Genomic DNA, 26,576 nt, shown 5'->3' with positions numbered 1-26,576 from the left:
CGGCGGCTGCGGTGGCCGACGGCGCGGCGGCAGGGGCGCCAGCCGGCAGGGCGGTCGAAGCCGGAAGCGGGGTGGTCGTCGCCGCGGCGGGCTGGCCGGGCTGACCTGCCTGCGCGGGCTGACCCGATTGGGCCGGGGCGGGTTGGCCGCCGGGGGCTGCACCGCCCGCCTGCTGTCCGCCCTGCGCGTCGGCGCTCCACAGCGGCGCGCGCCCTTGCACGGCCGGGGCCGCTTCGGGGTACTGCGCGAGCAGGGCAAGGATGGTGCGTGCGGTCGTGCCCAACGTGGTCGGCGCCGAGGCCGTGGTGTCGCTGCTGGTGACCAGCCCGCGCGCGGCCAGCGCCAGCGCGGCGGCGGTTTTGGGGTCGACAACAGTATTCTGGCGGTCGCCTCGGGCGCCGCCAGTCTGTATGCCTTGCCGGGTATCGCGCGCGGAGCCGTCCGACGGCCCGGCCTTCTCCGGGCTGCCAGGCTGGCTGACCGCGTCCGGCCGCGCGCCGGAAATCTGGTTGGCGTTCGCGGCGGACATCGTCGTGCCCAGCACGGCGTCCAACCGCTGCACCAGGACGTTGCCAAGCGCGGCGGGACCGATGCTCATTGGTCAGACGCCTGGTTGCCGTAAGCCGACAGCAGGGTCTGCTGGCGCTTCATGCGTCCCAGCAGTTCGCCCAGCCGCGCCAACTGGGGCAGCGCCAGATCACGCGTCATGGCATCGTTTTCAAGAATGCGCACAAGCAGGTCGTATTTCATGCTGCGGCCGGCCTCGTCCAGCGGACTGGACGGCTCGGCATGCCGCAGGCGTTCGACCTGTTCACAGTAGAGCTGACCGTGCACAAGCGCGGTGTCCCAGTCGCCGGCCTGGGCGGCCGTCAACATCTCGCCCGTTGATTGGGCGATCTCCTGATACTGTTCCAGGATGGCGGAGTACTGGGTGAGCGACGTCATAGAAATCTCGGGCGAGCGATGGCTGGCAATAGTCGTTGTGGGGGCCATCAAAGCGTTGCGTCCGGGGCAGGCCGATCGATGGAGGTCTGCCAGGCGTCGGAAAGGTCCGCCAGCAGGCGGTCTGCGATGTCGAGCTGCTCGACGTCCGCTTTAAGGTTTGCCATGAGCAGCGTGCGGACGATGTAGTCGTACAACCGGCTCAGGTTGGCGGCGATGTCGCCGCCGGCTTCCATGTTCAGGCCCATCTTCAGGCCCTCGTCGACGATCTTGATTGCCTTGGTGATAGCTGTCCCGCGTTCGGCGACGCGACCTTCCTGCATGTGCAGGCGCGCTTGTCCGATTGCCGCGCGCGCACCCTGGTAAAGCAGGGTGATCAGCCTTTCCGGCGTGGCGCTCATCACTTGGGTCTCCAGGCCGATATCGGCGTAGGAGCGGGCAGAGTATGAGCCTGTGGGGCGGCGCGCGGCGTACGTCATTTAATGCATCTTCTCGGTTATCACTTCGACGACTTGTTCATGGCCGCGAATTGCTGCGTCAGATAGTTGGCCGTGACCGATTGCTGCGCAACGAATTTGTCCAATTGGACGAACTGGGCGCGCATCAGCTCGAGCTGGGCTTCACCGGCTGCCTTGGCGCGCGTGTACTGGTCTTTCACGGTGGCGATCGATTTGGCCAGGCCGTCGGTCTTGGTCTTGATCGAACCGGTGTCGCTCAGGATGTCCTTCGTGGCCTTTTCGAAATTGGCGGCCAGGCCGTTCGTGCCGGTCAGCAAGCGCGAGACGTCGGCGCCGTTCGTGGACAGTGCCTTGTCCAGCTTGGTCTGGTCCAGCGTGAGCTGGCGCGTCTGCGGGTTGGTCGTGATGCCCAGGTCGGCCAGCGAACGCAGAGAGCCTTCGCCCGACAGCACCTGCAGCGCACCCGCCAGGGACGACTGGATGGCGCGCGTCGTGCCGTCGCCGGTCAGCGGCTGATTGGTGGCGGCGGCGGCGTCGAAGGCCGTCAGATTCTTGATCGTCGTCTGCAGCGTGTTGTAGGCGGTGACGAAGCTCTGGATGGCCTTGCTGGCCACCGAGGGGTCGCTTTCCAGCTTTAGCGTGATCGGCTTGTTCTCTTCAGTCTTGGACGACAGATTGAGCGTCACACCGTCAATGGCGGTCGAAATGTTGTTCGTGCCGCTCTTGATCGGGATGCCGTTGATGTCGATTTCGGCATCGACGGCGTCGGTGGCCGTCAATTTGCTATTGGTTGCATCGGTGCTGCTATAGCTAAGGATGTTCTTGAGCTTGTCGTCACCCGTCACGGTAATGGACTTCACGGAAGCCTGGACGCCGGTGTCTTTCGCGGACAGCATCAGATAGCTCTTGGCATCCGGCCCATCGCCGTCGGTGATGACGGTGGCACGCACCCCCAGGGTATCGTCCGCATTGATGGCTTTGACGATGCCGTTGAGCGAAGTGTCGCCTTTCAGGTCGACAGTCTTCTTCTTGCCATTGGCCAGTTCGACCTCAAACGAACCCGTGTCGCCGTTGGACGCCTTGCGGTCCGCAACCGCACCCGATTTCAGGGTCTGGGAAGTGGCAACGTTCTTCACGTTGATCGTGTACTGGCCGGCCACGGCGCCTTCGGCGGCCACGGTCGCGGTCAGGGCGTCGCCGCCGGTCACGCTGCCTTTCACGGCGCCCAGCGTCTCGGGCTTGCCGAGCGCGGCGGCAGCCTTCTGCACGGCTTCCACGGCGCTCTTGAGCTGGCCGAACGCCGTAACGCGGGTCTCGAAGCTGGTCTGCCGTACGGTGTACTGCTGCAGCCTCTTTTCCTCGGCGGCTTCCAGCTTCGAGAGGATGTCCTCGAGGGGCAAGCCTGAATTCGAACCGAGGTTGGTGATGGTGGCCATGTGAAATTCCTTCCTAGCGATGCAATTCTGACAAAAATGTGATCCCGGCTATTGGCCGGGTAAAGGCATAAGGCGGGCCTAATTCGGCGGTTCTCTCACCGGGCCGCGCGTCAATGTTGGCGAACGGTGTTTTAAGTGCCGGATCAGGCCGACGTCTTGATACCGTTCCCTTGCATGTTCACGATCATCTTGGCGATCTTCAGCACCGCTTCGCTGGGGATGGTGCGCAGGACGTCTCCCGACTCCGCATCGATCACCGACACCACCACCTGGTGCACGTTCGGATCGATTTCGAACTGAAGCTGGGTCGACCAGGCCTTCATCTGTTCGTTGATCTCATCCAGCGCCTTATCCAGGGGCATTTTTTGCGAATTCGCCTGGTCGGACGTGGCGCCGCCGGAGGCGCTGCTGTCGGTGGTCGCGGGCGCCGGCGTGGCGGTGGCAGCAGGGTCGGGCGTGGCGATAACGGTCGAAACCGGTAACGACGCGAACGCTGCGGGGGCTAACGGGGTTACGGCCATGATCACTCCAACGGCGAGGGGGGCGTCTCGGAGAACGCGCTGTTTTCAGGAAATTCTCAGTTACCATAACGGCACCCTCGCAGGGAACTTTAGCCTTGCGCAAATGGATGGTTCACGTGCTAAGAGTCTGGATCGGGCAATGAGTGTCAAGACGGCGTTGCGAGTTATCGAAATCATCGAAACCTTCGCCCGCGAGAAACGCGCGCTGCCCTTGTCGGAATTGGCCCGGTTGCTCGATGTGCCCGTGTCCAGTTGCCTGGCGCTGATCCGCACGCTGACCAGCCTGGGCTACCTCTATGAAACGGGCCGCCGCCAGGGCTATTACCCGACAGGCCGGCTGCTCGCCATGGCCCAGCGCATCGCCCGGGCTGATCCCGTTCTGGATCGCGTCTATCCCAGTCTTGTCGAATTAAGGGACGCCACCCGCGAAACCGTGGTCTTTGCCAAGCTGTCGCCGGATGGCCGCGTTGTCTATCTGGATGTGCTGGATTCGCCGCATACGATCCGATACGCGCCTGTTGCAGGCGAGTTCAAGGATGTTCACGCAAATTCGCTGGGAAAGGCGCTGCTGTCGCTGCTGGACGAACCGGCCCGTGACGCCTTGCTGGCGGACATCCCCATGACCCGCTACAACGACCGGACCCTCGTCACCCGCGAGGCGCTGCTGGCGGACCTGGACGCCGCGCGGCAGCGGGGGTGGTTCATGAACAGCGGCGAGTCCATCGCTGACGTGGGCGCGATTGCCTGGCCGGTCACGCTGTCCGGCGAACACTACGCCATTTCGGTGGGCGGCCCGATCTACCGGATCGAGCCAGAACAGGAAACCTACGCCCGCATTCTGCGGGCGGCCTGCACGGGACTGGAGCAGCAGGCCTGACCCGCGCCTGCCGCCGTCCGCTCAATACGACTTGGGCAGCCCCAGCACCTTTTCCGCGATGAAGCACATGATGAGCTGCGGGCTGACCGGCGCGATGCGCGGGATGAAGCTTTCGCGCAGCAGCCGCTCCACGTGGTACTCCTTGGCATACCCCATCCCGCCCAGCGTCATCACTGCCGTCTGGCAGGCGTTGTAGCCGGCCTCGGCCGCCAGGTACTTTGCCGAATTGGCGGCGGGGCCGCACGGCTTGCCCGCGTCGTACAGGCTGGCTGCCTTGAACACCATCAGGTCCGCGGCCTCCAGCTGCATCCAGGCCTGGGCGAGCGGATGCTGGATGCCCTGGTTCTTGCCGATGGGGCGTCCGAACACGGTGCGTTCGCCCGCGTACTTGACGGCCCGGTCCAGCGCGGCGCGCCCGATCCCCACCGCTTCGGCGGCGATCAGGATGCGCTCGGGGTTCAGGCCGTGCAGGATGTATTCAAAGCCACAGCCTTCCTCGCCGATGCGGTCGGCGACCGGAATCCGCAGGCCGTCGATGAACAGCATGTTCGAATCCACGGCCTTGCGGCCCATCTTCTCGATCTCCCGCACCTCGATCTTTTCGCGGTTCAGGTCGGTGTAGAAGAGCGACAGGCCCTGCGTGGGCTTTTCCACCTCGGACAGCGGGGTGGTGCGCGCCAGCAGCAGCATCTTGCTGGCCACCTGCGCGGTCGAAATCCAGATCTTGCGGCCATGCACGATGTATTCGTCGCCCTGGCGTACGGCGCGGGTGCTCAGCTTGGTCGTGTCCAGCCCGGCGTCCGGCTCAGTGACCGCAAAGCAGGCCTTTTCCCGGCCGGCGATCAGCGGTTCAAGCCAGCGGCCGCGCTGCTCGTCGGTGCCAAACACCACCACCGGATTCAGCCCGAAGATGTTCATGTGGACGGCCGAGGCGCCCGTGAAGCCGGCGCCTGACGCCGCGATGGTCTGCATCATCAGCGCGGCCTCGGTCATGCCCAGGCCCGCGCCGCCGTATTCCTGCGGCATGGCGATGCCCAGCCAGCCGTCGCGCGCCAGGTCGGCGTGCAGCGGTTCCGGAAAGCCGCCTTCGCGGTCGCGTTCCAGCCAGTATTCGTCGGGATAGCGTTCGCAGATGCGGGAGACGGCGTCGCGCAACGCCAGTTGTTCCGGGGTGAATTCAAAGTCCATCGTTGTTTCCGTCCTGGGTAATGCCACGGGCAAGCATGGCGTCGATCTGTTCCTGTCCATAGCCCGCTTCGGCCAGCACCTCGCGGCTGTGCTCGCCCAGCCGCGGGGCGGGGCGGCGTATCGAAGTCGGCGTGCCGGCGTAGCGGCCGAGCGTCCCGGTGGTGCGGATGCGGCCTTCCGAGGGGTGGTCCATTTCCTGGATGAAGCCGGTCGCGGTCAGGTGCTCGTCCTGGATCAGGCCGTCGATGGTGTAGAGCTGCGAGGCCGGAATGTCGGCGCGCGCCAGCTCGCGCAGCCAGTCGTCGCTGGGACGGGTGGCGATCACCTCGGCCACGAAGGCATAGACCTCGCTGATGTGCGCGGCGCGGGCGCCATGGGTGCTGAAACGCGGGTCCTGCGACAGCTCCGGCCGCCCGATCAGTTCAAAGAAATTGCGCCAGTGCTTGTCGTTGTAGATCAGCAGGCAGATGTAGCCGTCCGCCGTCGCGTACGGCCGGCGATGCGGCGCCAAGAGGCGCGCGTAACCGGTGGGTCCCATCGGCGGCTCGAAGGTCGATCCGCCCAGGTGGTCGCCCAGCACCATATGCGCCATGCCCTCGAACATGGGGATCTCCACCGGCTGTCCGCGGCCCAGCGTCCGGGCGCTCAGCACCGCGGACACCAGCGCAATGCCGACGTGCAGGCCGACGGCCCGGTCCGCCAGGGTCAGCGGCGCGTAGCGCGGCACGTCGCCGCTTTGCTGCGCAGACAGTGCGGCAATGCCGGTCTGCCCCTGGATCAGGTCGTCATAGGCGGGGCGACCGGCATAGGGGCCGGTCTCGCCAAAGCCGTAGGCGCCCACGTAGACGATGCGCGGATTGCGCGCCGTGACCGCTTCGTACGACAGGCCTAGTCGCGCCATCGCCTGGGGGCGGATGTTGTAGAGCAGGGCGTCGCAGCTTTCGGCCAGTTTTAGGCAGGCTTCCAGGCCTTCGGGCGTCTTCAAGTCCAGCACGATCGAGCGCTTGTTGCGGTTCAGGTGCAGGTAGAGATGCCCCATGCCGGGGTTGCGCATGGGGCCGACGGCCCGCATGTTGTCCCCCGCCGGCGACTCCACCTTGATGACGTCCGCGCCCAGGTCCGCCAGGACCTGGGTTGCGTACGGCCCCATCACCACCGAGCTCAGATCCAGGATGCGCACGCCGGCCAGCGGCCCGGCAACCGGCGTTTCAGGCAGGGGCTGGTCGATCATTGCTGCTCGATCCCCGCGTCACGGATCAGCTTGCCCCACAGGTCGCGCTGTTCGCCGACAAACCGCGCGAAGGCTTCGGGCGTGCTCGAGAAGGCGTCAAACCCCAGTCCCGCCAGGCGCTTTTTCACGTCGGGCTTTGCCACGATCTGGTTGATGGCCGCATTCAGCTTGGCCACGATCTCGGGCGGCATGCCTGCGGGGCCGAAGTAGCCGTTCCAGGAGTTCAGGTCGAAGTCCGGCACGCCCGCTTCGGCCATCGAAGGCAGGTCGGGCACGATGGCGCTGCGCTCGGCGGTGGAGACGGCCAGCGCGCGCAACTGGCCCGATTGCACGAAGGGCAGGCCAGAGGTCAGGTCCGTGAACATGAAGTCCACCTGTCCGCCGACCACGTCGGTCAGGCTCTGCGGCGTGCCTTTGTAGGGCACATGCAGGATGTCGATCTTGGCGCGGTTGGCCAGCGTGGCGCCCGCGACGATGCCGGTGCTGTTGCCGCTGGCGTAGGTGATTCGGCCAGGATTCTTCTTGGCGTCGGCCACCAGGTCGCCCACCGTCTTCCAGGGGCGCTTGGGATTCACGACCAGGATGAAGGGCAGGTTGCCGCCGCGCGCAATCGGGGTGAAGTCCTTGACCGGGTCATACGGCACGTTTTTCATCAGCCAGGGAGCGGCCGAATGGGAGGTGTTGGTGGTGACGAAAAGCGTATAGCCGTCCGGTTTGGCGCGGGCCACGTAGTTGGCCGCGATCGTCGCATTGGCGCCCGGCTTGTTCTCCACCACGACCTGCTGACCCAGCAGGGTCGACAACTCGGCGCCGAAGATCCGTCCCACAGCGTCCGTGCCCGATCCGGCGGGGAAGGGCACCACCAGGGTGATGGGTTTGTTGGGGTAATCGGCGGCATGGGCGGGGCCAGCCGCCATCAATGCGGCGCCGCTGACCAGCGCGGCGCCCAGCAGGCGTAGGGATTGCATGGGTGTGTCTCCTGTATTTATGTAATGAGGCGCGGCTCTCGCGGCCGCTGCCTGCGCAAACGCCGCGTCAAGCGGCTGAGGGTGGCGCCGGAAAGTCGCGGATCACGCGATCGGGGGATTCTTCGTACGGGGGCGTGTAGATCACCAGCAACCGGGCCGGTTCGTCGCTCGTCACCGTGAAGACGTGGGGGATGTCCGGGGGGAAGTAACAGCAGTCGCCGGGGCCCATGTCGGCCCATTCGTCCTGCACCTGCGCGCGGGCGGTGCCCGAAATCAGGTAACAGACCTGTTCGATGCCGGGATGCGCGTGCGGCAGGGCGCCTTTGCCCTTTTCGATCACCCCCAACAACACTTCCACGCCGCGGGCGCCGACGGTCTCCGGGCTGATCAACCGGCGGTTGAGGGTGCCGGTGTGATTGGCGGGGCTGTAGCCCGGTACGTCGGCTTCACGCACCAGCCATTTGGGAGTCGAACGCTGCGTCATGTCTCTTCCTTTTATTTTCCATACATGAATTTATTTTTACGTATGAAAAAAACATGGGCAAGCACTTTTTGCCGGCGGATACCGTGCCGCGCCCTAGGGGATTAGGGAAAACACCGGGCGCACACTGCTAAAATCGCAGGCTGATTTCCTTTCGCGAACCCGCCTCATGTCTTCTGTCCGCACGCCTGACGCCGCCGCCAACCTGTCCGATTGGCTGCAGTACCTGGAGTCCATCCACGCCACGGCGATCGACATGGGGCTGGACCGGGTGCGCCAGGTCGCGGACCGCATGCAACTGACGCTGCCCGGCATCAAATTCGTGGTCGGCGGCACCAACGGCAAGGGTTCCACCTGTGCCATGCTCGAGGCCATCCTGCTTGCGGCTGGCTACAAGGTGGGCCTGTACACCTCGCCGCACCTCATCGACTTCAACGAGCGTGCCCGCGTCAACGGCCAGATCGCCTCCGACCAGGACCTCATCACGCAGTTCCAGGCCGTCGAAGCCGCGCGCGGCGATGTTTCGCTGACTTATTTTGAATTCACCACGCTGGCCATTCTGCGCCTCTTCTCGCAGTCTCGGCTGGACGCGGTGGTGCTGGAAGTCGGCCTGGGCGGACGCCTGGATGCCGTCAACATCGTCGATGCCGACGTCTCCATCGTCACCAGCGTCGACCTGGACCACACCGACTGGCTGGGCGACACGCGCGAAAAAATCGGCTTCGAAAAAGCCCACATCTACCGCAGCGGCCGGCCGGCCATCTGCAGCGATCCCGTCCCCCCGCAGTCGCTGCTGGATCACGTCGAAGCCATCGGTGCAGATCTGTGGCTGTTCGGACGCGACTACAACTATTCCGGCGACCGCCAGCAGTGGGCCTACGGCGGTCGCGAACAGCGCCGCAGCGCGATGGCCTATCCGGCGCTGCGCGGCGCCAACCAACTGCTCAACGCCTCGGCGGCGCTGGCCGCGCTGGAATCCGTGCGCGATCGCCTGCCCGTGCAGCAGCAGGCCGTTCGATTGGGGCTGTTGCAGGCCTCGCTGCCGGGCCGCTTCCAGATCCTGCCGGGTCAGCCCACGGTTATCCTCGACGTCGCGCACAACCCGCACGCCGCCGCCGTGCTGGCGCAAAACCTCGACAACATGGGCTTTCATCCCTACACCCACGCGGTGTTCGGCATGCTGAACGACAAGGACCTCGCCGGGGTGGTGGCCAAGATGGGCTCCCGGATCGATTACTGGTATTGCGCCGGCCTTCCGGGACCGCGCGGCACCGCCGGTCAGGCGCTCGCGGATCAGGTCGCGGCGGCGCTCCCGCCGCTGCCCGCCGGCAGCGAATCCCCCGGCATCCAGGCCTACGCCGATCCCGCCCAGGCCTTTGCCGCAGCGCGCGAACGGGCAGGGGAGAATGATAGAATCGTGATATTCGGATCGTTTCTCACCGTAGCCTCCGTTTTGCAGGCTCTGGGTCGCAAGGCATAGGCAAATCGGGCCATTCGCGTCATGGCGGCCCCGCCGCCTCAATGCCGCAAGGCGCCGCAAGGAATTCTCTTCCATGGGTTTTTTCAAACGCAAAGATCCCGCCGAGCAGGCGCAGACCTCCAAACGGGCTGCCGTGCCAAGCGAGGTCCAGGCCGCCGAGTTGCGTGGCCGCGCGCGTCGCAGGCTTGCGGGCGCAGTAGCGCTGGTGCTGGCAGCCGTCATCGTCCTTCCCATGGTGCTCGATTCGCAGCCCACGCCGGTCGACGACAACATTCCCATCAAGGTGCCGGAACGCAATACGCCGTTCCAGCCGCAGGTCTCCGAACCCCAGGCCGCCGCACCGACCGAGCCTTCCGCGCCCACCGACCCTGCCGCCGTTCCCACGCCGCCTGGCGTGACGTCCGTGCCGCCGGTGGCCGCCGCGTCCAACACGCCGCCTGCTACGACACACACCACGCCGCCCGCCACGCAGCCGGCCACGCCTGCCGTGCCGCCGGTCACGCCGCCCAAGCCCGAGGTCAAACCCAAGCCCGAGCCGGCCAAGCCCACGACGCCGCCCAAGCCCGAGACGCGCTCGGACGACGGCGCGCGCGCCCTGGCGCTGCTCGAAGGCCGTAACGCCCCGGCGTCCGCGCCCAAGCCCGACACGCCCAAGCCGGCTGCTTCCAAGGGCAACTTCGTGCTGCAGATCGCCGCGTACACCACGTCGGAAGACGCCCAGTCGCGCCGCGGCAAGCTGCATCAGGCCGGGGTCACCAACGCATTTGTCGAGCAGGCCACCATCAATGGCAAGCAGCAGTACCGTCTGCGCGTGGGCCCGTTCCCGTCGCGCGAGGCGGCTCAGGCGGCCCAGGCGCGGTTGCGCACGCTGGGCTATGACAATGGTTTCATCGCCGCCCAATAGTGACCGGCTTCGACTTCGTCGTGCTGGCCATCCTGGCGGTATCGGGTGTGCTGGGCCTGGTGCGCGGCCTGCTCAAAGAGGTGCTGTCGCTGGTCGCCTATCTGCTGGCCTTCGTGGCCGCGATCTGGTGGGGTCCCACGGTCTATACCTGGCTGGAGCCCTATATTGAAACGACGCTGCTGCGCATGGGAGTCTCCTACGCGGCGGTGTTCATTCTCGTGTTGCTCGGCGTGGGGTTGGTCAATATGACGCTTGCCGCCCTGATCCGCAGCACCGGACTCAGCCCGGCCGATCACGGCCTGGGCGGAATGTTCGGGCTGGCCCGTGGTCTATTGATTGTGCTGGCGCTGGTCGCCGCCGCAGGGTATACGCCGCTGCCGCAAGAGCCATGGTGGCAGGACGCCATGTTTTCGCATTCGGCCATCGAGGCCATCAAACATATCAAGACGTGGCTGCCGCCAACCCTGGCGACGTGGCTGCCGTACTGATTAGCTTCAAATCAACCAGGAAATCTCACCATGTGTGGAATCGTAGGGGTCATCGGGCGCGGGCCGGTCAACCAGCTGCTCTATGACAGCTTGCTGCTGTTGCAGCATCGCGGGCAGGACGCCGCGGGCATTGCGACGTCGCAAGGCAACCAGTTCAATATGTACAAGGCGCACGGCCTGGTGCGCGACGTGTTCCGCACGCGCAACATGCGCGCGCTGCCCGGCACGTCCGGCGTCGGCCAGGTCCGCTACCCCACCGCCGGCTCCAGCGCCAGCGAAGAAGAGGCCCAGCCTTTCTACGTCAACGCCCCGTTCGGCATCATGTTGTCCCACAACGGCAACCTGACCAACTGGCGCGAACTGCGTGAATCGCTCTATCGCGTCGACCGCCGCCACATCAACACGAACTCCGATTCCGAAGTCCTCCTGAACGTGCTGGCGCACGAGCTGCAATCGGCCGCCAACGGCGTGTCGCTGGACGATGACGCGATGTTCCGCGCGGTTGCCGCCCTGCACAAGCGCGTGCGCGGCGCCTATGCCGTCGTGGCCCAGATTTCCGGTTACGGCCTGCTCGCCTTCCGCGATCCCAACGGCATCCGCCCGCTGTGCATCGGCCGCCAGGAGACCGAAGAAGGCGTGGAATGGATGGCGGCCTCGGAATCCGTGGCCCTCGAAGGCAGCGGTTTCACCTTCGTGCGCGATGTCGAGCCCGGCGAAGCCGTGTTCATCGACCTGGACGGCCGCATGGTCGCCCGCCAGTGCGCCGACAACCCCCAGCTCGTGCCGTGCATTTTCGAGTACGTCTACTTCGCCCGCCCCGATTCGATGATCGACGGCGTGTCGGTGTACGACGCGCGTCTGCGCATGGGTGAATACCTGGCCGACAAGGTTGCGCGCAACATGCGCCTGGGCGACATCGACGTCGTCATGCCGATTCCCGATTCCTCGCGCCCGGCCGCCATGCAGCTGGCCGCGCGTCTGAACCTGGACTATCGCGAAGGGCTCATCAAGAACCGCTACGTGGGCCGTACGTTCATCATGCCGGGGCAGGCCGTGCGCCGTAAGTCGGTGCGCCAGAAGCTCAATGCCATCGGCATGGAATTCAAGGGCAAGAACGTGCTGCTGGTCGACGACTCCATCGTGCGCGGCACGACCAGCCGCGAAATCGTCGACATGGCCCGCGCAGCCGGCGCCAACAAGGTGTACTTCGCCTCGGCCGCGCCTCCGGTGCGCTTCCCCAACGTGTACGGCATCGACATGCCCACGCAAAGCGAACTGATCGCCACCGGCCGTACGGACGAGGAAATCGCCCGCGCGATCGGCGCCGACAGCCTGGTCTACCAGGACCTGCACGATATGCAGCAGGCGGTCCGCGACATCAACCCCAAGCTGACGCGCTTCGAGGCCTCGTGCTTCGACGGCCAGTACATCACCGGCGACATCACGCCCGAGTACCTGGCCCGCCTGGGGCAGTCGCGCTCCGAGCCCGGCAAGGACGAAGACGCGGGCGGTCTGCGCTTCAACATGGGCTACACGTCCGACGACGCCTGATTTCTCCCGGCGTTTCGCGCAGACAAAAATGCCGTCCCTCGGGACGGCATTTTTTTCGTCGGCGGGGCCGCGCCGCAGGCAATGGCTAGCCCTGCGCTTCCCATAGCGGCGTGCGCGTGGCCTCAAGATGCGTGAGGTACAGCCGCAGGTCGAACTCGTACTGATGGTAATGCGGCTCCATGCGCAGGCACATGTTGTAGAACGCCTTGTTGTGGTCCTTTTCCTTCAGGTGAGCCAGTTCGTGCACGGTGATCATCTTCAGGAATTCCGCGGGCACGTTCTTGAACAGCGTCGCCACCCGGATCTCGTGCTTGGCCTTCAGCTTGCCGCCCTGCACGCGCGAGATATAGGTGTGCTGGCCCAGCGCATGCTGGATCACGTGGATCTTGCTGTCGAAAGCCACCTTGTTGATCTGGTCGCCGTTGCGCATGTAGGCGTTCTTCAGGTCCGTCACGTACTGGTACAGCGCCTTGTCGGTGCGCACTTCATGCGCGCCACCCGGGTACCGGGCAAGCAGGGCCGCGCCCAGCTTGTCCTGGTCCAGCAGCTTTTGCGCTTGCGCCAGCAGCGGTTCCGGGTAGCCGGTCAGGTATTTCAGCGTCTGCACGGATCGAAGCGGCCGGCTCAGGCGTGGCCGCGCCGGAACACCACCGGCAGGGCCATGAAGAACAGGATCACGAATAGCGCCAGGCTCCACAGGGCGTACTCGACGCCCAGCACCGGCACCTTGGCGTCCATGCAGGTGGCATAGATGCCGAACAGCGGCGGAATGGCGCTTTCCAGCCCGATGCCGGTCATGAAGCGGTCGGCAAACGTCTGGTCGCACGACAGCATGTTGGCGGCAACGCTGTACTGATACCAGGCGGCTACGATTCCGGACAGCGACAAGAGGGCAGCAAGAAAGCCGCAAATGCGCGTCAGCGCGCGTCCGCCGCCAAAGCCGCCGATCAGCGCGACGACGCCGATCACGAGATAGATCAGGCGCTGCATCACGCACCAGGCGCAGGGCGGCATGTCGAAGACGTGCTGGGAAACGAGGGCGATGCCCACCGCGCCGAAGGAGAAGAGGGCGATCAGGCGGAGCAGGCGTTCTGAGCGAGAGGTCATTGTTGCGTTGGAATGAGTTGGACGAAGCCGGCGCGGCGGCCGGACTTGCTTAGGCCTTCGGGACGGGAATTGGTTGCATCACCTGCGTCAGCACGCTCAGGAGCAGTTCCCGCGCGCCTTCCCAGAAAATCTGCACCCCCAGGCACAGCATGATGAAGGCCGATAACCGCATGAAGACCGCCGTGCCGTTATCGCCCAGGCGATGCAGCATCTGCGCCGCAAAGCGCAGGCAGACGTAAAGCGTCAGGGACACGACGATGATGCCGGGAATGGACCCCGCCAGCCGCACCAGGCTCCATGCGTGGTTCGTGTCCCGCAGCGAGACGCCCACCGTGATGGCGGCCGCGATGGAGCCGGGGCCGCAACTGATGGGGAAGGTCAGCGGATAGAACGCGCGCGCCTTCGCCATCTCGGGCGTGAACGATTCTGCCATGCGCGCCACCCGCTCGGTGTCGGCATCCGGCGAGTTCACCAGCCGCCAGGCGCTGGCGATCACCAGCATGCCCCCGCCCACGCGCACGATGGACAGCGAGATGCCGAAAAAACTGAGGAGCACGTTGCCCGCCACCATGGCCACGATCAGCATCAGGCACACATTGATCGCGACCCGCTTGGCCAGTACCACCCGCGTGGCCGAGGACGCGCCCTCGGTCAGCGAAAGAAAGATGGGGGCGATCGCAGGCGGATTCAGGAACGGCAGCAGGGTGGCCAGCGCGAAGAAAAAGCTGCCACCGAAAATGCGCAGATAGTCGTTGAGCTGCATGTGAGCAAGCATCGCCTGGCCGAAAACCCGGATTGTATGCGGTCCGGGCCGGGTCTGGCGATGCCGGGTCAGGCAGCGCGCTGCTGGGCCTCGTCGCCCGACAGCGCGTCAAGGATGTCGCGTTCGAACTGCATCTGGCTGCGGGGGCGCGCCAGTGCGGATCCATCCACAATGAACACGTCTTCCACGCGGTCGCCCAGCGTCATGATCTTGGCCATGAGCAGGTTGATCTCGTGACGCGCAAAGACGCGCGCCAGGGCGTGCAGCAGCCCGGGGCGGTCGGTCGCCGTGACGGACAGGCGCCATGACGTGCTGCGCTCGTCCGGCTGCAGTTCGGCCTGGGGCATGACCGGAAACACGCGAGACACGCGGGACTGCCGGCCACGACCGTACCAACCGCCGCGGCCGGGCTGGGCCTGCGCGGCCGCCTGCGGATCCTTCAGGCGTTCGGCAAGCTCGTGTTCGACCAGCGTGGCCTGTGCCCGCAGGTCGCTCGCGCCCTCCGGCAGCAGAACGATGAAGCTGTCCAGCGCCCAGCCATGGCGGGTCGTGTGGATGCGCGCGTCCTGAATGGACAGCGACTTGGCGTCGAAATAACCGCAAATGGCGACAAACAGGTCGGGGGCGTCGCGCGTGTAGACCATGATCTGCAGGCCTTCGCCCTGCTCGGTGGGGCGCGCCTTGACCACGGCTTTGGCCGGCGCGACCTGGTGATACAGGTGGCGCGTGTGCCAGGCGATGTCGGACGCGTCATGGCGCAGGAAGTACGCCACGTCGAGCTGATTCCAGAACGCCTCGCGCGCGTCGTCGCGCAGGCCCGCCAGCCGGGTCAGCCGCGCTGCTTCTTCCTTGCGCTCGGCCAGCACGGTGTGCGCGTCGGCATGGGCGCCGCCCAGCGCCGCCAGCGTCAGCTTGTACAGGTCTTCCAGCAGCTTGCCCTTCCAGGCGTTCCAGACCTTGGGGCTGGTGCCGCGAATGTCCGCCACCGTCAGCAGATACAGCGCGGTCAGATGGCGCTCGTCCTTCACCGTGGCGGCGAATTCCTGCACGACGTCCGGATCGGACAGATCGCGCTTTTGCGCCACCGCCGACATCAGCAGATGCTGACGCACCAAAAACTCGACCAGTTTCGCGTCTTCCGGGTCCATGCCGTGATCCGCTGCGAACTTGCGCACTTCGCGCGCACCCAGTTCGGAATGATCGCCGCCGCGGCCCTTGGCGATGTCGTGAAACAGCGCCGCCACGTACAGCAGCCAGTGCCGGTCCAGCCCGGCGATCAACTGGCTGGCCAGCGGATATTCCTGCGCGTGCTCGGGCATGGTGAATCGCCGCAGATTACGCACCACCGCCAGCGTGTGCTGGTCCACCGTATAGGCATGGAAAAGGTCGTGCTGCATCTGGCCCACGATGCGGCGGAATACCGGCAAATAACGCGGCAGGATGTTCAGCATGGTCATGCGCCGCAGTTCGTGCACGATGCCGCGCGGCTGCTGGAGGATCTGCAGGAACAGCTTGCGGTTGACCGGGTTGCGGCGGAACTGCGCGTCGATGCGGTGACGAGAATGCCAGATGGCGCGCAGCGTGCGCGCCGACATGCCGGTCAGCTCGGGGTGCTGCTGCATCACCAGGAAGGCGCGCAGCAGCAGCGTGGGATTGCGCTCGAAGCCGTCGTCCCGAATGATGTCCAGGCGGTCGCGCAGGTTGCGGAAATCGTCATCGATGTCGCGCGCGTCGCTGTCGGGGCGCGGGAACAGCCGTTCCTCGATGTTCTGCACCAGGATGCCGTTCAGCTGCGTCACGAGCCGCGCCGCCCAGTAGTAGCGCTGCATCAGCAGTTCGCTGCCCCGTCGCGTGGCGGTGGCGTGGATGCCGTAGACCTCGGCTAGCGCAGGCTGCAGATCGAACAGCACCCGGTCTTCGCGACGGTTGGCCAGCAGATGCAGTTCAATGCGCAGGCGCTTGAAAGCCTGCTCGGCCTTGCGCAGGTCGCGCGCCTCGGACGAGGTCAGCAGCCCCGCCTGCGCCACCGAGCGCCAGTTATTGCCGAAACCGGCAGCGCGCGCCATCCATAGAATGACTTGCAGATCGCGCAAGCCGCCCGGCGATTCCTTGCAATTGGGCTCCAGCGCGTACGGGGTGTCGTGGTAGCGCGCATGGCGCTGCTGCATTTCGACGCGCTTGGCCAGAAAAAACGCCTGCGGATCAAGCCGGGACTTGGTCGCGGCATCGAATTTGCGCATCAGCACGCGGCTGCCGGCCAGCCAGCGGGATTCCAGCAGCGCGGTTTCCACGGTGATGTCCGCGTCCGCCTCGCGCTCGCAATCCTCGATGGTGCGCACGCTGTGGCCGGGCTCCAGTCCCAGATCCCACAGCGAAGCCACCAGTTTTTCGATCGCGCTTTCTTCGTCCGGCGTCGGGGCGTGGGGCAGCAGGATCAGCAGGTCGACGTCGGAATGGGGGTAGAGCTCGCCACGGCCATAACCGCCTACGGCAGCCAGCGTGGCGCCGATCGGCAGCGGACAATGTTTGACCAGATCCCGCAGGGCGGCATCCACGATGCGTCGCAATTCGGTCAGCAGGATGTCCGGCCGTTCGTGTTCCCGGAACTGGGCCACCGCGGCCCGCCGGGATTCCTGGATGCGTTCGCGCAGCTTGGTAAGGATTTCGGCGGTCATGGGTGGCTGCGGGCTTCAGACGGCGGGGATGACGATGGGTTCGGTGATGAACGCGGGCGGCTGGGGCATGCCGGGCGAGAGGGTCAGGACCTCGTAGCCGGTTTCCGTCACGCAGACGGCGTGTTCCCATTGCGCGGACAGGCTGTGGTCGCGGGTGACGACGGTCCAGCCGTCGGCCAGTTGGCGGATCTCGCGGCGTCCGGCGTTGATCATGGGCTCGATGGTGAACAGCATGCCGGTCACCAGCTTCACGCCCGTGCCGGGCTTGCCGTAGTGCAGCACCTGCGGGTCTTCATGGAAGCGTTCGCCGATGCCGTGGCCGCAGAATTCACGCACCACCGAGAAGCCGTTCGATTCGGCGTGCTTCTGGATCGCATTGCCGATGTCGCCCAGCGTGGCGCCGTTCTTGACCTGCTGGATGCCTTTCCACATGCACTCGAACGTGATGTCTGACAGGCGCCGGGACAGGATGGACTGTTCGCCCACTGCGTACATCCGGCTCGTGTCGCCAAACCAGCCATCCTTGATGATGGTGACGTCGATATTCAATGAGTCCCCGTTTTTCAGGACCTTGTCGCCCGGGATGCCGTGACACACCTGATGGTTGACCGAGGTACAGATGGCGCCGGGGAAGGGCGGGTAGCCCGGGGGCGCATAGCCGACCGTGGCGGACTTCACCTTGAGCTCGTCGGTCAGGTATTCCAGGCACAGGCGGTCGAGTTCGCCCGTGGTGACCCCCGGCTTGACGTGCGGGGTGATGAAATCGAGAACTTTGGCGGCGTCCTGGCAGGCGGCGCGCATCTTGGCCAGGTCGGCCGGATTGGTGATTGTGCCCATGGAATGCTTGCGACGAGTCGCTTGAATGTCTGCTTGAAAGAATAGTAGAATTATAGGCTTCCCTAAAAATTTGGGGAGCAATCGGGTTACCGGCAAGAAGAGTCAGGACAAGAACATCCGTCAGGGTGGGAACATCCGGGCTCCCAGCCAAACCCGGCGGGTGCTGGCCTTTGGGTCCAAAGCACAGGTCTAGAGCAGAGGTTCTAGTGCACACCCGGCAGGAAGTCTGGTTTCGCGCGGTTCTTTCTTGAGATACCGCGGCAAGCCCTGAAGTTTCACCGCAAGCGAAGGTTGTGGAGCGAATTCGGGCAGGCTGCTGGTGTTGAGGAAAAAGTGGGCGACAAACGGAGATCCGGCTGGATGCGCTTAGGGCATGAAGCTTTTGGCATGGCGCTTGGGGCATGGATGCCGACACTGGCTGGGCGCGGTGTGCTTGCAAGCCCGGAAGTGTTTTCGAGCGGCGATGCAGGTTCGGTATGGGCGCTGGATTAAGTTCTTGGAATCGTGCTTAGAAGCGTGTGCTGAAAAGCGTGTGCTGAAAAGCGCATCCTGAAAGGGGTCCTTAAGAACTGCCACAGCGGCCTGATGCGCGGGCGGGCCTAGCGGCCACGTTTGCGAAGAACTGGATTTCGCCGCCAACAAAACAACTCCGGGTGCGTCTCGAAGAAACTTCCAGGAAACTCCTGGAGTGTCGGACAGACGCAATGCAAGTCTCTTGTCGTGTGGCGGCCGTCTGGGTTTATCGCGGCAGCGTAGTAGAAGTCGTTAAAGGCGCGCCGCTACAGGCAACACGCCTGGAGCGTCGTAGTTATTGCGGCAGTGATCGGCCGGCCCGGTTAAAATTTTTGTCATCCCGCGTTTTTGCGGGAAATCGCGCGCAACACCACCCAGGGTGTCAGCAGGATGCTGATGCAGGTGCGGCGCAAGAAACCAACCCTTGGAGAATTAAATGTCTTTGATGCGCGAAATGCTGGAAGCGGGTGTCCACTTTGGTCACCAGACCCGTTACTGGAACCCCAAGATGTCGCAGTACATCTTCGGCCACCGCAACAAGATTCACATCATCAACCTCGAAAAGACGGTTGATAAGTACCAGGAAGCCACCAAGTTCGTGAAGCAGCTGGCTGCTCGCGGCGGCAACATCCTGTTCGTCGGCACGAAGCGCGCCGCTCGCGAGCTGGTCGCCGCCGAAGCCGCCCGTTGCGGCATGCCCTTCGTCGACGCCCGCTGGCTCGGCGGCATGCTGACCAACTTCAAGACGGTCAAGACCTCGGTCAAGCGCCTGAAGGACATGGAAGCCGTTGTCGCCGAAGGCGGCGCCGAGCGCATGATCAAGAAGGAAGGCCTGCTGTTCCAACGCGAACTGGACAAGCTGAACAAGTCGATCGGCGGCATCAAGGACATGAACGGTCTGCCCGATGCCATGTTCGTGATCGACGTCGGCTACCACAAGATCGCCATCGCCGAAGCCAAGACGCTGGGCATCCCCGTGGTCGCCGTGGTTGACACCAACCACTCGCCCGAAGGTATCGACTACGTCATCCCCGGCAACGACGACTCGGCCAAGGCCATCGCGCTGTACGCCAAGGGCATCGCCGACGCCGTCCTGGAAGGCCGCGAGCAAAACCTGAACGGTCTGGTCGAAGAACTGGGCGAAGGTCAGGAAGAGTTCGTCGAAGTTCAAGACAACCAGGCCTAAGCCGGTTGTCATGTCCGGCGGGTAAGGTCTGGAAGCGGCGCCGAAACCGGCCCGTTTCCGCCCCGTCGGCGCTGCGAAGCTGGGCTCCCATCTTCCAGGCCCGCCCAGTGCGGGCGTCCCATCGAATCAAATCACAGCCCCGGCCCGCCGGGGCGTGTCTTAGCAAAATTTGGAGCAAACATGGCTGAAATTACCGCTGCCCTGGTCAAGGAACTTCGCGAAAAGACTGACGCGCCCATGATGGAATGCAAGAAGGCCCTGACGGAAGCCGAAGGTGACCTGGCCCGCGCCGAGGAAATCCTGCGCGTCAAGCTGGGCAACAAGGCCAGCAAGGCTGCTGCCCGCGTCACCGCCGAAGGCCTGATCGGTCTGTTCATCTCCGCCGACGCCAAGAAGGGCGCCGTCATCGAAATCAACTGCGAAACCGACTTCGTCGCCAAGAACGACGACTTCGTCGGCTTCGTGAACAAGCTGGCCGAACTGGTCGCGACGCAGAACCCGGCCGACGTCGCCGCGCTGTCGGCGCTGCCGTACGGTGAAGGCACCGTCGAAACCACCCGCACCGCCCTGATCGGCAAGATCGGCGAAAACATCTCGATCCGCCGCTTCGAGCGCATCGAGACCGCCAACTCGCTGGCCAGCTACGTGCACGGCGGCAAGATCGGCGTGCTGGTCGAATACACCGGCGCCGAAGAAGTGGGCAAGGACCTGGCGATGCACATCGCCGCCACCAAGCCCAAGGCCCTGAACGCCGACGGCGTGAACCCGGCCGACATCGCTGCCGAGCGCTCGGTTGCCGAGCAGAAGGCCGCTGAATCCGGCAAGCCGGCCGACATCGTCGCCAAGATGGTGGAAGGCTCGGTCGTGAAGTTCCTGAAGGAAGTGACGCTGCTGTCGCAGCCCTTCGTCAAGAGCGACAAGCACACGGTCGAACAGCACCTGAAGGAAAAGGGCGCGTCGATCAGCAAGTTCGTGCTGTTTGTCGTCGGCGAAGGTATCGAGAAGAAGACCAGCGACTTTGCCGCTGAGGTTGCCGCCGCCGCCGCTGGCGCCGCCTGACCTCTAGGTAGTGCTTAAAGGCCGGCGCTAGATTAAATTCTAGTCCGGCCTTTTTCGCCGCATGGGCCCCCAAAGGCAGACGCCTCGGGGGTGCCCAACCCGCCTCGCGGGCGCGGCGCTGGGGGTCAACCCCATTCTTGACTTACACTTTCGTCGGATTGTTCTTCGGGATATCACCTATGAGCAGCAGGGCATACAAACGGGTTCTTCTCAAACTTTCCGGCGAGGCGCTGATGGGCGACGATGCATTCGGCATCAATCGCTCCACCATCGTCCGTATGACCGATGAGATCGCTGAAGTCGCCGCCACGGGCGTCGAACTGGCCATCGTCATCGGCGGAGGCAACATCTTCCGTGGCGTCGCCCCGGGTGCGCAGGGCATGGACCGCGCGACCGCCGACTACATGGGCATGATGGCCACCATCATGAACGCGCTTGCGCTGCAGGACGCGCTCAAGCACAAGGGTATCGACACCCGGGTACAATCCGCGCTGAATATCGATCAGGTCGTCGAGCCCTACATCCGGCCGAAGGCTTTGCGCTACCTCGAAGAGGGCAAGGTCGTGATCTTCGCCGCGGGCACCGGCAACCCCTTCTTCACCACCGATACGGCTGCGGCACTGCGCGGCGCCGAGATCGGCGCGGAGATCGTGCTGAAGGCCACCAAGGTGGACGGCATCTACAGCGCGGATCCCAACAAGGATCCCACCGCAACGCGCTACGCGCGCATCAGCTTCGACGAGGCGATCGTCCGCCGTCTGGAAGTCATGGACGCCACCGCGTTTGCGCTGTGCCGCGACCAGAAACTGCCGATCAAGGTGTTTTCGATCAATAAGTCCGGCGCGCTCAAGCGAGTCGTGAGCGGCGAGGACGAAGGCACGTTGGTACACGTTTAAAGAAAAGGAAATTCCATGAGCGCAGCAGAAATCCGCAAATCCGCCGAGGCCAGAATGGCCAAGTCGCTTGATACGCTCAAGACCAACCTGGCCAAGATCCGCACGGGCCGCGCCCACACCGGCATCCTGGACCACGTGCAGGTCGAATACTACGGTTCGCCCGTGCCGGTGGGCCAGGTCGCCAACGTGAACCTGGTCGACGCCCGCACCATCAGCCTGCAGCCGTACGAAAAGCACATGGCCGGCCCGATCGAAAAGGCCATCCGTGAGTCGGACCTGGGTCTGAACCCCATCTCCATGGGCGACACGATCCGCGTGCCGATGCCCGCGCTGACCGAAGAGCGCCGCCGCGACCTGACCAAGGTCGTGCGCAGCGAAGGCGAAGACGCCAAGATCGCGGTGCGGAACCTGCGCCGCGAGGCCAACGAAGCGCTCAAGAAGCTGGTCAAGGACAAGGAAATCTCCGAGGACGACGAGCGTCGTTCGCAAGATGACGTCCAGAAGCTGACGGATCGCGCCGTCGCCGACATCGACAAGATGGTCGTCCAGAAAGAAGCCGAAATCATGACCGTATAATCCCAGCACGCCACGAGGCGTCGCATTGCGGCCCGCCTGGCGTCAGGATTTCATTGCACATGCGCCGTCCCGTCCATTGCCTCGCGGTACTTCCTCGTAGCGATGGAATCGACGGCGCAGGTTTTTTCCCGTATTCGTCTTTTTCGCCGGTCCGCCGCGCGCAGTCCCCAAACTAATGGCAACCAGTTCGACTCAGGCGGTCCCCGATATCCGTGACATCCCCGAGCACGTCGCCATCATCATGGATGGCAACGGACGCTGGGCGACGCGGCGCCTGCTGCCTCGCACTGCCGGGCATGCCAAGGGCGTGCAGGCCGTCCGGCGCGTGGTCGAGGCCTGCGGACGTGCAGGCGTGCGTTACCTGACGTTGTTCGCGTTCAGTTCCGAGAACTGGCGCCGACCGGCCGAAGAGGTGTCGCTGCTGATGCGCCTGTTCGTGCAGGCGCTTGAGCGTGAAGTCGGCAAGCTGCAAGAGCAGGGCGTGCGTCTGCACGTGATCGGCGACCTGAGCGCCTTCGAGCCGCGCCTGCGCGAGCTCATTGCCGCTGCCCAGGAACGCACCGCGCACAACGACCGGCTGCACCTGACTGTCGCCGCCAACTACGGCGGCCGTTGGGACATCCTGCAAGCCACCCGAGCCATGCTGGCGGCCGAGCCCGACCTCGCGGCGCACCCTGACCGGGTGGACGAAGAGCGCCTTTCCAGGCATCTTTCCATGGCATGGGCTCCCGAGCCCGACCTGTTCATCCGCACCGGCGGCGAACAGCGCATTTCCAATTTCCTGATCTGGCAGATGGCGTACGCGGAGTTCTACTTCACGGATCGCTATTGGCCGGATTTCGGCGCCAATGAACTCATGGCCGCCTTTGATTGGTACCGCACGCGCGAGCGCCGCTTCGGCCGCACCAGCGCCCAAGTCAGCGAAGCCGCCGCCAAATAGGCTGATCGCGACGCGCGCGTCTTTCCAGGCAGCACAAGAGGAGACCGTCACATGCTGGGCCAGCGTATCGTTACCGCCGTCGTTTTGTTGGCCATTCTGGCCGCCGCCATGGCGAGCGCCAATCCATGGTGGTTCGTCGCGTTGCTGGCCCTTGCGGCCGCCTGCGCCAATTGGGAGTGGCTGCGCCTGACGCTGCCGCAACCGCCATCCCCCGTCATTTCCATCGGCGTCGCCGTGCTGCTGTTCGCCGGCATGCTGGTGCTGACCTCCGCCTGGCTGGCGGGCGACCGTAGCGGCGCCGGCGATCCGGGCTGGGTGCTGCGCTACCTGGTTCCTGCCGTCTCGGCCGTCTGGCTGTTCGGCGGCGTGGCCGCCGTGGTGCGCGGGCGTTCCGATGCGCCGCCGGCCAGTCTGGCCTGGTCGGTCTTCTCCGTGCCGGCCGCGTTTGCCGCCTGGGCGGTTCTGGCCCAGATGTACGTGGCGCGCGGCGCGGTGTTCGTCGTGTCCCTCCTCGCCCTCGTCTGGGTGGCTGATATTGCGGCATATTTTGCCGGCCGGGCCTTCGGCAAGCGTAAACTGGCTCCGCGCGTGAGTCCCGGCAAGACCATTGAAGGCGCCATTGCCGGCGTCCTGGGCGCGGTGGTGTGGATTGGCTTGTCCAGCCTGTGGGACGGCACCTTCGGTCATGCCCTGGTCGAACGCTGGACCTTCTGGCTTGCATTGCCGATCGCCGCTGTTCTGGGCGTGCTGTCCATTGTGGGAGACCTGTTCGAATCGCTGCTCAAGCGACGCGCGGGCCGCAAGGATTCCAGCACGCTCTTGCCTGGCCATGGCGGTGTGTATGACCGCATCGATGCGATCCTGCCCGTCGCGCCGTTCGCGCTACTTTTGTCTGGAGTCTTGTTTTGACGGCTTTTCAACGTGTCGTCGTGCTGGGATCGACCGGATCCATCGGTGAAAGCACGCTGGACGTAATTGCTCGCCATCCGGAGCGGATGGCGGTTTATGCGCTGTCGGCGCACAGCCGGATGCAGCGCCTTGCCGAGCAGGCGCTGGCCAGCCGGGCTGCCGTCGTGGTGGTGCCCGACACCGCCGCCCGTCAGAAATTCATCGACGCGTGGCCGGGCGGACAGCCCATGCCCGAGATCCGCGTCGGCGCGCAGGCGCTGGCCGACACGGCTGCGGACCCCCAATGCGACGCCGTCATGGCCGCCATCGTCGGCGCCGCAGGCTTGCCGTCTGCACTGGCCGCCGCGCGTGCAGGCAAGCGCGTACTGCTGGCCAACAAAGAGGCGCTGGTTGCCGCCGGCACACTGTTCATGCAGGCAATCCGCGATAACGGCGCCGAACTGCTGCCTATCGATAGCGAACACAACGCCATCTTCCAGTGCTTGCCGCACCAAGGACGCGCCGATGCGCCGCATAGTCCGGCAAAGGGTGTGCGGCGCCTGCTGCTGACCGCGTCGGGTGGCCCGTTCCGCGGGCGCGATCTCGAAGACCTGCACGACGTCACGCCCGAGCAAGCTTGCGCCCATCCCAACTGGAGCATGGGCCGCAAGATCTCCGTGGACTCGGCCACCATGCTGAACAAAGGCCTGGAGGTCATCGAAGCCCATTGGCTGTTCGCAATGCCCGCCGATCGGATCGACGTGGTGGTGCACCCGCAGAGCGTCGTGCATTCAATGGTTGAGTACGACGACGGCTCCGTTCTCGCGCAGTTGGGACAGCCCGACATGCGCACGCCCATTGCCTACGGTCTTGGATTCCCCGATCGCATCGAGAGCGGCGTCGGTCCGCTGGACCTGACCCGCCATGGCCGGCTCGACTTTGAAAAGCCGGATCTGACCCGCTTTCCTTGCCTGGCCCATTCGTTCGCCGCAATGCGGGCGGGGCAGGGCGCCTGCGTGGCGCTCAACGCCGCGAATGAAGTTGCGGTCGACGCCTTCCTGGAAGGCCGGCTTGCCTATACCTGGATTCCGCGGGTCATCGAGGCAGCGCTCGAGTGGCAAGCACGGCAGGCATCTGTTACGCTCAGCAGTCTTGACGACGTACTTGCGCTTGACGCCGAGGCGCGCGCCTTTTCGGGCAACCTCGGACTGGCCTGATAGCGGGCCGCGCCTGCCTCTGATTTCCTAGATTCCGACCCCATGCTTTTCACCCTGCTGGCCTTTGCCGTAGCGCTTGGCTCACTGATCATTTTCCATGAGCTTGGGCACTATTGGGTTGCCCGCCTGTGTGGCGTGAAGGTCCTGCGTTTCTCAGTCGGCTTTGGCAAGGTCATCCTGCGCCGCACCGACCGGCACGGCACCGAATGGGCGGTTTCCGCGCTGCCGCTGGGCGGTTACGTCAAGATGCTGGACGACGCGCCGCCCGGAGCTTCGCCCACCGTGGCGGCGTCGGCATTCAACACCAAGCCGGTCGGGCAGCGCATCGCCATCGTGGCGGCCGGTCCCATCTTCAATCTGATACTTGCGGTGTTTCTTTATGCGGGCCTGAACATGGCCGGCACCGAGGAGCCCGTCGCCATCATCGCGCCGCCCGCCGCCGAGACGCCTGCCGCCCGCGCGGGTCTGCTGGGCGGCGATCGCATCCTGGCCATCGACGGCCAGGAAGTCGCATCGTGGTCCGACGCCCGCTGGCGCCTGATGGACGTGATGTCCACCGGTGGGCGCGCCAGCATCGAGGTCAGCACCCCGTCCGGCGCCGTTCAGCAGCGCGAACTCGACCTTCCCCCCAACACGATGGACCCGGCCGAGGGCGACCCGCTCGCCGCCGCTGGTGTTCGTCTGGCTCAACCCAAGCCCGCGGTGCGCGCCGTGATCGACGGCGGTGAAGGGCAGGCCGCGGGCCTGCGCGCCGGCGATCTGGTCGTGGCCGTGAATGGCCAGCCGGCCCCTGATACCGGCGCACTCGTCAAGCAAATTCAGGAAAGCGCCGGGAAGCCGCTTGCGCTTACCGTGGTGCGCGACGGCGCCAGCATCACCCTGAACGTCACGCCTCGCCCCGAAGTCGTCAACGGTCAGGAGATCGGCCGCGTCGGCGTGCAGCTGGGCGGCAACGTGCCGATGGTGACGGTGCGCTATGGCGTCTTCGATAGCCTGTGGCGCGGCGCCGTCCGCACCTGGGATACCGCCTGGTTTTCGCTGCGCATGATGGGCCGGATGGTGACGGGCGACGTGTCGTGGCGCAATGTCAGCGGGCCGGTCACGATCGCCGACTATGCCGGCCAGACTGCCCGGATCGGCATTGTTGCGTATATCGCCTATATCGCATTGATCAGTATCAGCCTTGGCGTTTTAAATTTGCTTCCCATTCCTATGCTGGATGGTGGCCATCTGCTGTACTATCTCGTCGAAATTGTGCGGGGCAGCCCCCCGCCTGCCAGATGGATCGACATCGGACAACGCGCTGGCATAGGCATATTGGCGAGCCTTATGGGGCTTGCGCTGTTCAACGATTTCACGCGTTTGTTCACTTGAACGCGATTTAGCATAAAATC

The 26,576-nt window shown here is 64.9% G+C and carries 26 protein-coding genes and 1 pseudogene; 13 read left to right on the top strand and 14 right to left on the bottom strand.

The window, feature by feature from the left end; all coding sequences use genetic code 11:
• The 5 genes and pseudogenes from HV681_RS04815 to HV681_RS04795 form a co-directional block, all read right to left on the bottom strand.
• A pseudogene (locus HV681_RS04815) lies at positions 1 to 598 on the bottom strand (flagellar hook-length control protein FliK); the annotation flags it as partial.
• Positions 595 to 945, bottom strand: a complete 351-nt coding sequence (locus HV681_RS04810) for a flagellar protein FliT (RefSeq protein ID WP_175121949.1) — start codon at positions 943 to 945, stop codon at positions 595 to 597. The gene HV681_RS04810 and the pseudogene HV681_RS04815, both read right to left, overlap by 4 nt.
• 47 nt (positions 946 to 992) lie before the next feature.
• Complete coding sequence (gene fliS / locus HV681_RS04805; RefSeq protein WP_175121948.1) at positions 993 to 1,421, bottom strand: flagellar export chaperone FliS; 429 nt, start codon at positions 1,419 to 1,421, stop codon at positions 993 to 995.
• A 20-nt stretch (positions 1,422 to 1,441) separates the two neighbouring features.
• Positions 1,442 to 2,836: a flagellar filament capping protein FliD gene (gene fliD, locus HV681_RS04800; protein ID WP_175121947.1), complete on the bottom strand. Its 1,395-nt coding sequence runs from the start codon at positions 2,834 to 2,836 to the stop codon at positions 1,442 to 1,444.
• A 143-nt stretch (positions 2,837 to 2,979) separates the two neighbouring features.
• On the bottom strand, positions 2,980 to 3,357 hold the full coding sequence (locus HV681_RS04795) for a flagellar protein FlaG (protein WP_175121946.1): 378 nt from the start codon (positions 3,355 to 3,357) through the stop codon (positions 2,980 to 2,982).
• A gap of 139 nt (positions 3,358 to 3,496) precedes the next feature.
• On the opposite strand from HV681_RS04795, the gene HV681_RS04790 reads away from it, so the two are divergent.
• Complete coding sequence (locus HV681_RS04790) at positions 3,497 to 4,234, top strand: IclR family transcriptional regulator (protein WP_175121945.1); 738 nt, start codon at positions 3,497 to 3,499, stop codon at positions 4,232 to 4,234.
• A gap of 21 nt (positions 4,235 to 4,255) precedes the next feature.
• Here the strand turns inward: HV681_RS04790 and HV681_RS04785 are convergent, their stop codons facing one another.
• The 4 genes from HV681_RS04785 to HV681_RS04770 form a co-directional block, all read right to left on the bottom strand.
• The gene (locus HV681_RS04785) at positions 4,256 to 5,422 is read right to left on the bottom strand and encodes an acyl-CoA dehydrogenase family protein (RefSeq protein WP_175121944.1); all 1,167 of its coding nucleotides are present in this window, start codon (positions 5,420 to 5,422) and stop codon (positions 4,256 to 4,258) included.
• Positions 5,412 to 6,653 carry a CaiB/BaiF CoA transferase family protein gene (locus HV681_RS04780; RefSeq protein WP_175121943.1) on the bottom strand — a complete coding sequence of 414 codons (1,242 nt, stop codon included), beginning with the start codon at positions 6,651 to 6,653 and terminating at the stop codon, positions 5,412 to 5,414. The genes HV681_RS04785 and HV681_RS04780 overlap by 11 nt, the downstream gene beginning before the upstream one ends.
• Positions 6,650 to 7,621, bottom strand: coding sequence for a Bug family tripartite tricarboxylate transporter substrate binding protein (locus HV681_RS04775; protein ID WP_175121942.1), 972 nt, complete (start codon positions 7,619 to 7,621; stop codon positions 6,650 to 6,652). The genes HV681_RS04780 and HV681_RS04775 overlap by 4 nt, the downstream gene beginning before the upstream one ends.
• A gap of 67 nt (positions 7,622 to 7,688) precedes the next feature.
• The gene (locus HV681_RS04770; protein WP_175121941.1) at positions 7,689 to 8,105 is read right to left on the bottom strand and encodes a cupin domain-containing protein; all 417 of its coding nucleotides are present in this window, start codon (positions 8,103 to 8,105) and stop codon (positions 7,689 to 7,691) included.
• Positions 8,106 to 8,271: 166 nt separating this feature from the next.
• Between HV681_RS04770 and folC the strand changes: the two genes are divergently transcribed.
• The 4 genes from folC to purF all read left to right on the top strand — a co-directional run bounded on the left by folC (position 8,272) and on the right by purF (position 12,525).
• The gene (gene folC / locus HV681_RS04765) at positions 8,272 to 9,582 is read left to right on the top strand and encodes a bifunctional tetrahydrofolate synthase/dihydrofolate synthase (RefSeq protein ID WP_175121940.1); all 1,311 of its coding nucleotides are present in this window, start codon (positions 8,272 to 8,274) and stop codon (positions 9,580 to 9,582) included.
• A 73-nt stretch (positions 9,583 to 9,655) separates the two neighbouring features.
• Positions 9,656 to 10,486: an SPOR domain-containing protein gene (locus HV681_RS04760; protein WP_175121939.1), complete on the top strand. Its 831-nt coding sequence runs from the start codon at positions 9,656 to 9,658 to the stop codon at positions 10,484 to 10,486.
• Entirely contained in the window at positions 10,486 to 10,974 is a 489-nt protein-coding gene (locus tag HV681_RS04755; protein WP_175121938.1) for a CvpA family protein, read from the top strand. The genes HV681_RS04760 and HV681_RS04755 overlap by 1 nt, the downstream gene beginning before the upstream one ends.
• 30 nt (positions 10,975 to 11,004) lie before the next feature.
• Positions 11,005 to 12,525, top strand: a complete 1,521-nt coding sequence (gene purF / locus HV681_RS04750) for an amidophosphoribosyltransferase (RefSeq protein WP_175121937.1) — start codon at positions 11,005 to 11,007, stop codon at positions 12,523 to 12,525.
• 85 nt (positions 12,526 to 12,610) lie between these two features.
• Here the strand turns inward: purF and HV681_RS04745 are convergent, their stop codons facing one another.
• From HV681_RS04745 to map, 5 genes are all read right to left on the bottom strand, one after another.
• On the bottom strand, positions 12,611 to 13,132 hold the full coding sequence (locus HV681_RS04745) for a M48 metallopeptidase family protein (protein ID WP_175121936.1): 522 nt from the start codon (positions 13,130 to 13,132) through the stop codon (positions 12,611 to 12,613).
• A gap of 17 nt (positions 13,133 to 13,149) precedes the next feature.
• Entirely contained in the window at positions 13,150 to 13,632 is a 483-nt protein-coding gene (locus tag HV681_RS04740; RefSeq protein ID WP_175121935.1) for a disulfide bond formation protein B, read from the bottom strand.
• A 49-nt stretch (positions 13,633 to 13,681) separates the two neighbouring features.
• Positions 13,682 to 14,395: a MarC family protein gene (locus tag HV681_RS04735; RefSeq protein WP_056570280.1), complete on the bottom strand. Its 714-nt coding sequence runs from the start codon at positions 14,393 to 14,395 to the stop codon at positions 13,682 to 13,684.
• A gap of 68 nt (positions 14,396 to 14,463) precedes the next feature.
• Entirely contained in the window at positions 14,464 to 17,070 is a 2,607-nt protein-coding gene (locus HV681_RS04730; protein WP_175121934.1) for a [protein-PII] uridylyltransferase, read from the bottom strand.
• A 15-nt stretch (positions 17,071 to 17,085) separates the two neighbouring features.
• Positions 17,086 to 17,907 carry a type I methionyl aminopeptidase gene (map, locus tag HV681_RS04725; protein WP_175121933.1) on the bottom strand — a complete coding sequence of 274 codons (822 nt, stop codon included), beginning with the start codon at positions 17,905 to 17,907 and terminating at the stop codon, positions 17,086 to 17,088.
• A 949-nt stretch (positions 17,908 to 18,856) separates the two neighbouring features.
• Between map and rpsB the strand changes: the two genes are divergently transcribed.
• From rpsB to rseP, 8 genes are all read left to right on the top strand, one after another.
• A complete protein-coding gene (gene rpsB, locus HV681_RS04720) occupies positions 18,857 to 19,606 on the top strand; it encodes a 30S ribosomal protein S2 (RefSeq protein ID WP_175121932.1) in 750 nt (249 codons plus the stop codon).
• A gap of 180 nt (positions 19,607 to 19,786) precedes the next feature.
• Positions 19,787 to 20,665: a translation elongation factor Ts gene (gene tsf / locus HV681_RS04715; protein WP_092582300.1), complete on the top strand. Its 879-nt coding sequence runs from the start codon at positions 19,787 to 19,789 to the stop codon at positions 20,663 to 20,665.
• Between the two features lie 179 nt (positions 20,666 to 20,844).
• Positions 20,845 to 21,561, top strand: coding sequence for a UMP kinase (pyrH, locus tag HV681_RS04710; protein WP_054425864.1), 717 nt, complete (start codon positions 20,845 to 20,847; stop codon positions 21,559 to 21,561).
• Between the two features lie 15 nt (positions 21,562 to 21,576).
• Complete coding sequence (gene frr, locus HV681_RS04705) at positions 21,577 to 22,137, top strand: ribosome recycling factor (protein ID WP_056316760.1); 561 nt, start codon at positions 21,577 to 21,579, stop codon at positions 22,135 to 22,137.
• Between the two features lie 175 nt (positions 22,138 to 22,312).
• Positions 22,313 to 23,077, top strand: coding sequence for a polyprenyl diphosphate synthase (gene uppS / locus HV681_RS04700; RefSeq protein ID WP_175121931.1), 765 nt, complete (start codon positions 22,313 to 22,315; stop codon positions 23,075 to 23,077).
• 51 nt (positions 23,078 to 23,128) lie between these two features.
• Positions 23,129 to 23,986, top strand: coding sequence for a phosphatidate cytidylyltransferase (locus HV681_RS04695; protein WP_175121930.1), 858 nt, complete (start codon positions 23,129 to 23,131; stop codon positions 23,984 to 23,986).
• Complete coding sequence (locus HV681_RS04690) at positions 23,983 to 25,182, top strand: 1-deoxy-D-xylulose-5-phosphate reductoisomerase (protein ID WP_175121929.1); 1,200 nt, start codon at positions 23,983 to 23,985, stop codon at positions 25,180 to 25,182. The genes HV681_RS04695 and HV681_RS04690 overlap by 4 nt, the downstream gene beginning before the upstream one ends.
• Positions 25,183 to 25,224: 42 nt before the next feature.
• Entirely contained in the window at positions 25,225 to 26,556 is a 1,332-nt protein-coding gene (gene rseP, locus HV681_RS04685; RefSeq protein WP_175121928.1) for an RIP metalloprotease RseP, read from the top strand.
• Positions 26,557 to 26,576: the final 20 nt, after the last annotated feature.

Source organism: Achromobacter animicus (genome assembly GCF_902859585.1).
Lineage (GTDB): Bacteria > Pseudomonadota > Gammaproteobacteria > Burkholderiales > Burkholderiaceae_B > Achromobacter > Achromobacter animicus.
Note: the sequence above shows the minus strand (reverse complement) of the source record. Positions and strands in the feature narration are given on the sequence as shown.

Excerpts from the sequence above, each read along its gene's own strand:
- HV681_RS04810 (WP_175121949.1), bottom strand. The coding sequence starts at position 945 with ATGACGTCGCTCACCCAGTACTCCGCCATCCTGGAACAGTATCAGGAG.
- fliS (WP_175121948.1), bottom strand. The coding sequence starts at position 1,421 with ATGACGTACGCCGCGCGCCGCCCCACAGGCTCATACTCTGCCCGCTCC.
- fliD (WP_175121947.1), bottom strand. The coding sequence starts at position 2,836 with ATGGCCACCATCACCAACCTCGGTTCGAATTCAGGCTTGCCCCTCGAG.
- HV681_RS04795 (WP_175121946.1), bottom strand. The coding sequence starts at position 3,357 with ATGGCCGTAACCCCGTTAGCCCCCGCAGCGTTCGCGTCGTTACCGGTT.
- HV681_RS04790 (WP_175121945.1), top strand. The coding sequence starts at position 3,497 with ATGAGTGTCAAGACGGCGTTGCGAGTTATCGAAATCATCGAAACCTTC.
- HV681_RS04785 (WP_175121944.1), bottom strand. The coding sequence starts at position 5,422 with ATGGACTTTGAATTCACCCCGGAACAACTGGCGTTGCGCGACGCCGTC.
- HV681_RS04780 (WP_175121943.1), bottom strand. The coding sequence starts at position 6,653 with ATGATCGACCAGCCCCTGCCTGAAACGCCGGTTGCCGGGCCGCTGGCC.
- HV681_RS04775 (WP_175121942.1), bottom strand. The coding sequence starts at position 7,621 with ATGCAATCCCTACGCCTGCTGGGCGCCGCGCTGGTCAGCGGCGCCGCA.
- HV681_RS04770 (WP_175121941.1), bottom strand. The coding sequence starts at position 8,105 with ATGACGCAGCGTTCGACTCCCAAATGGCTGGTGCGTGAAGCCGACGTA.
- folC (WP_175121940.1), top strand. The coding sequence starts at position 8,272 with ATGTCTTCTGTCCGCACGCCTGACGCCGCCGCCAACCTGTCCGATTGG.
- HV681_RS04760 (WP_175121939.1), top strand. The coding sequence starts at position 9,656 with ATGGGTTTTTTCAAACGCAAAGATCCCGCCGAGCAGGCGCAGACCTCC.
- purF (WP_175121937.1), top strand. The coding sequence starts at position 11,005 with ATGTGTGGAATCGTAGGGGTCATCGGGCGCGGGCCGGTCAACCAGCTG.
- HV681_RS04740 (WP_175121935.1), bottom strand. The coding sequence starts at position 13,632 with ATGACCTCTCGCTCAGAACGCCTGCTCCGCCTGATCGCCCTCTTCTCC.
- HV681_RS04735 (WP_056570280.1), bottom strand. The coding sequence starts at position 14,395 with ATGCAGCTCAACGACTATCTGCGCATTTTCGGTGGCAGCTTTTTCTTC.
- HV681_RS04730 (WP_175121934.1), bottom strand. The coding sequence starts at position 17,070 with ATGACCGCCGAAATCCTTACCAAGCTGCGCGAACGCATCCAGGAATCC.
- map (WP_175121933.1), bottom strand. The coding sequence starts at position 17,907 with ATGGGCACAATCACCAATCCGGCCGACCTGGCCAAGATGCGCGCCGCC.
- rpsB (WP_175121932.1), top strand. The coding sequence starts at position 18,857 with ATGTCTTTGATGCGCGAAATGCTGGAAGCGGGTGTCCACTTTGGTCAC.
- tsf (WP_092582300.1), top strand. The coding sequence starts at position 19,787 with ATGGCTGAAATTACCGCTGCCCTGGTCAAGGAACTTCGCGAAAAGACT.
- pyrH (WP_054425864.1), top strand. The coding sequence starts at position 20,845 with ATGAGCAGCAGGGCATACAAACGGGTTCTTCTCAAACTTTCCGGCGAG.
- frr (WP_056316760.1), top strand. The coding sequence starts at position 21,577 with ATGAGCGCAGCAGAAATCCGCAAATCCGCCGAGGCCAGAATGGCCAAG.
- uppS (WP_175121931.1), top strand. The coding sequence starts at position 22,313 with ATGGCAACCAGTTCGACTCAGGCGGTCCCCGATATCCGTGACATCCCC.
- HV681_RS04695 (WP_175121930.1), top strand. The coding sequence starts at position 23,129 with ATGCTGGGCCAGCGTATCGTTACCGCCGTCGTTTTGTTGGCCATTCTG.
- rseP (WP_175121928.1), top strand. The coding sequence starts at position 25,225 with ATGCTTTTCACCCTGCTGGCCTTTGCCGTAGCGCTTGGCTCACTGATC.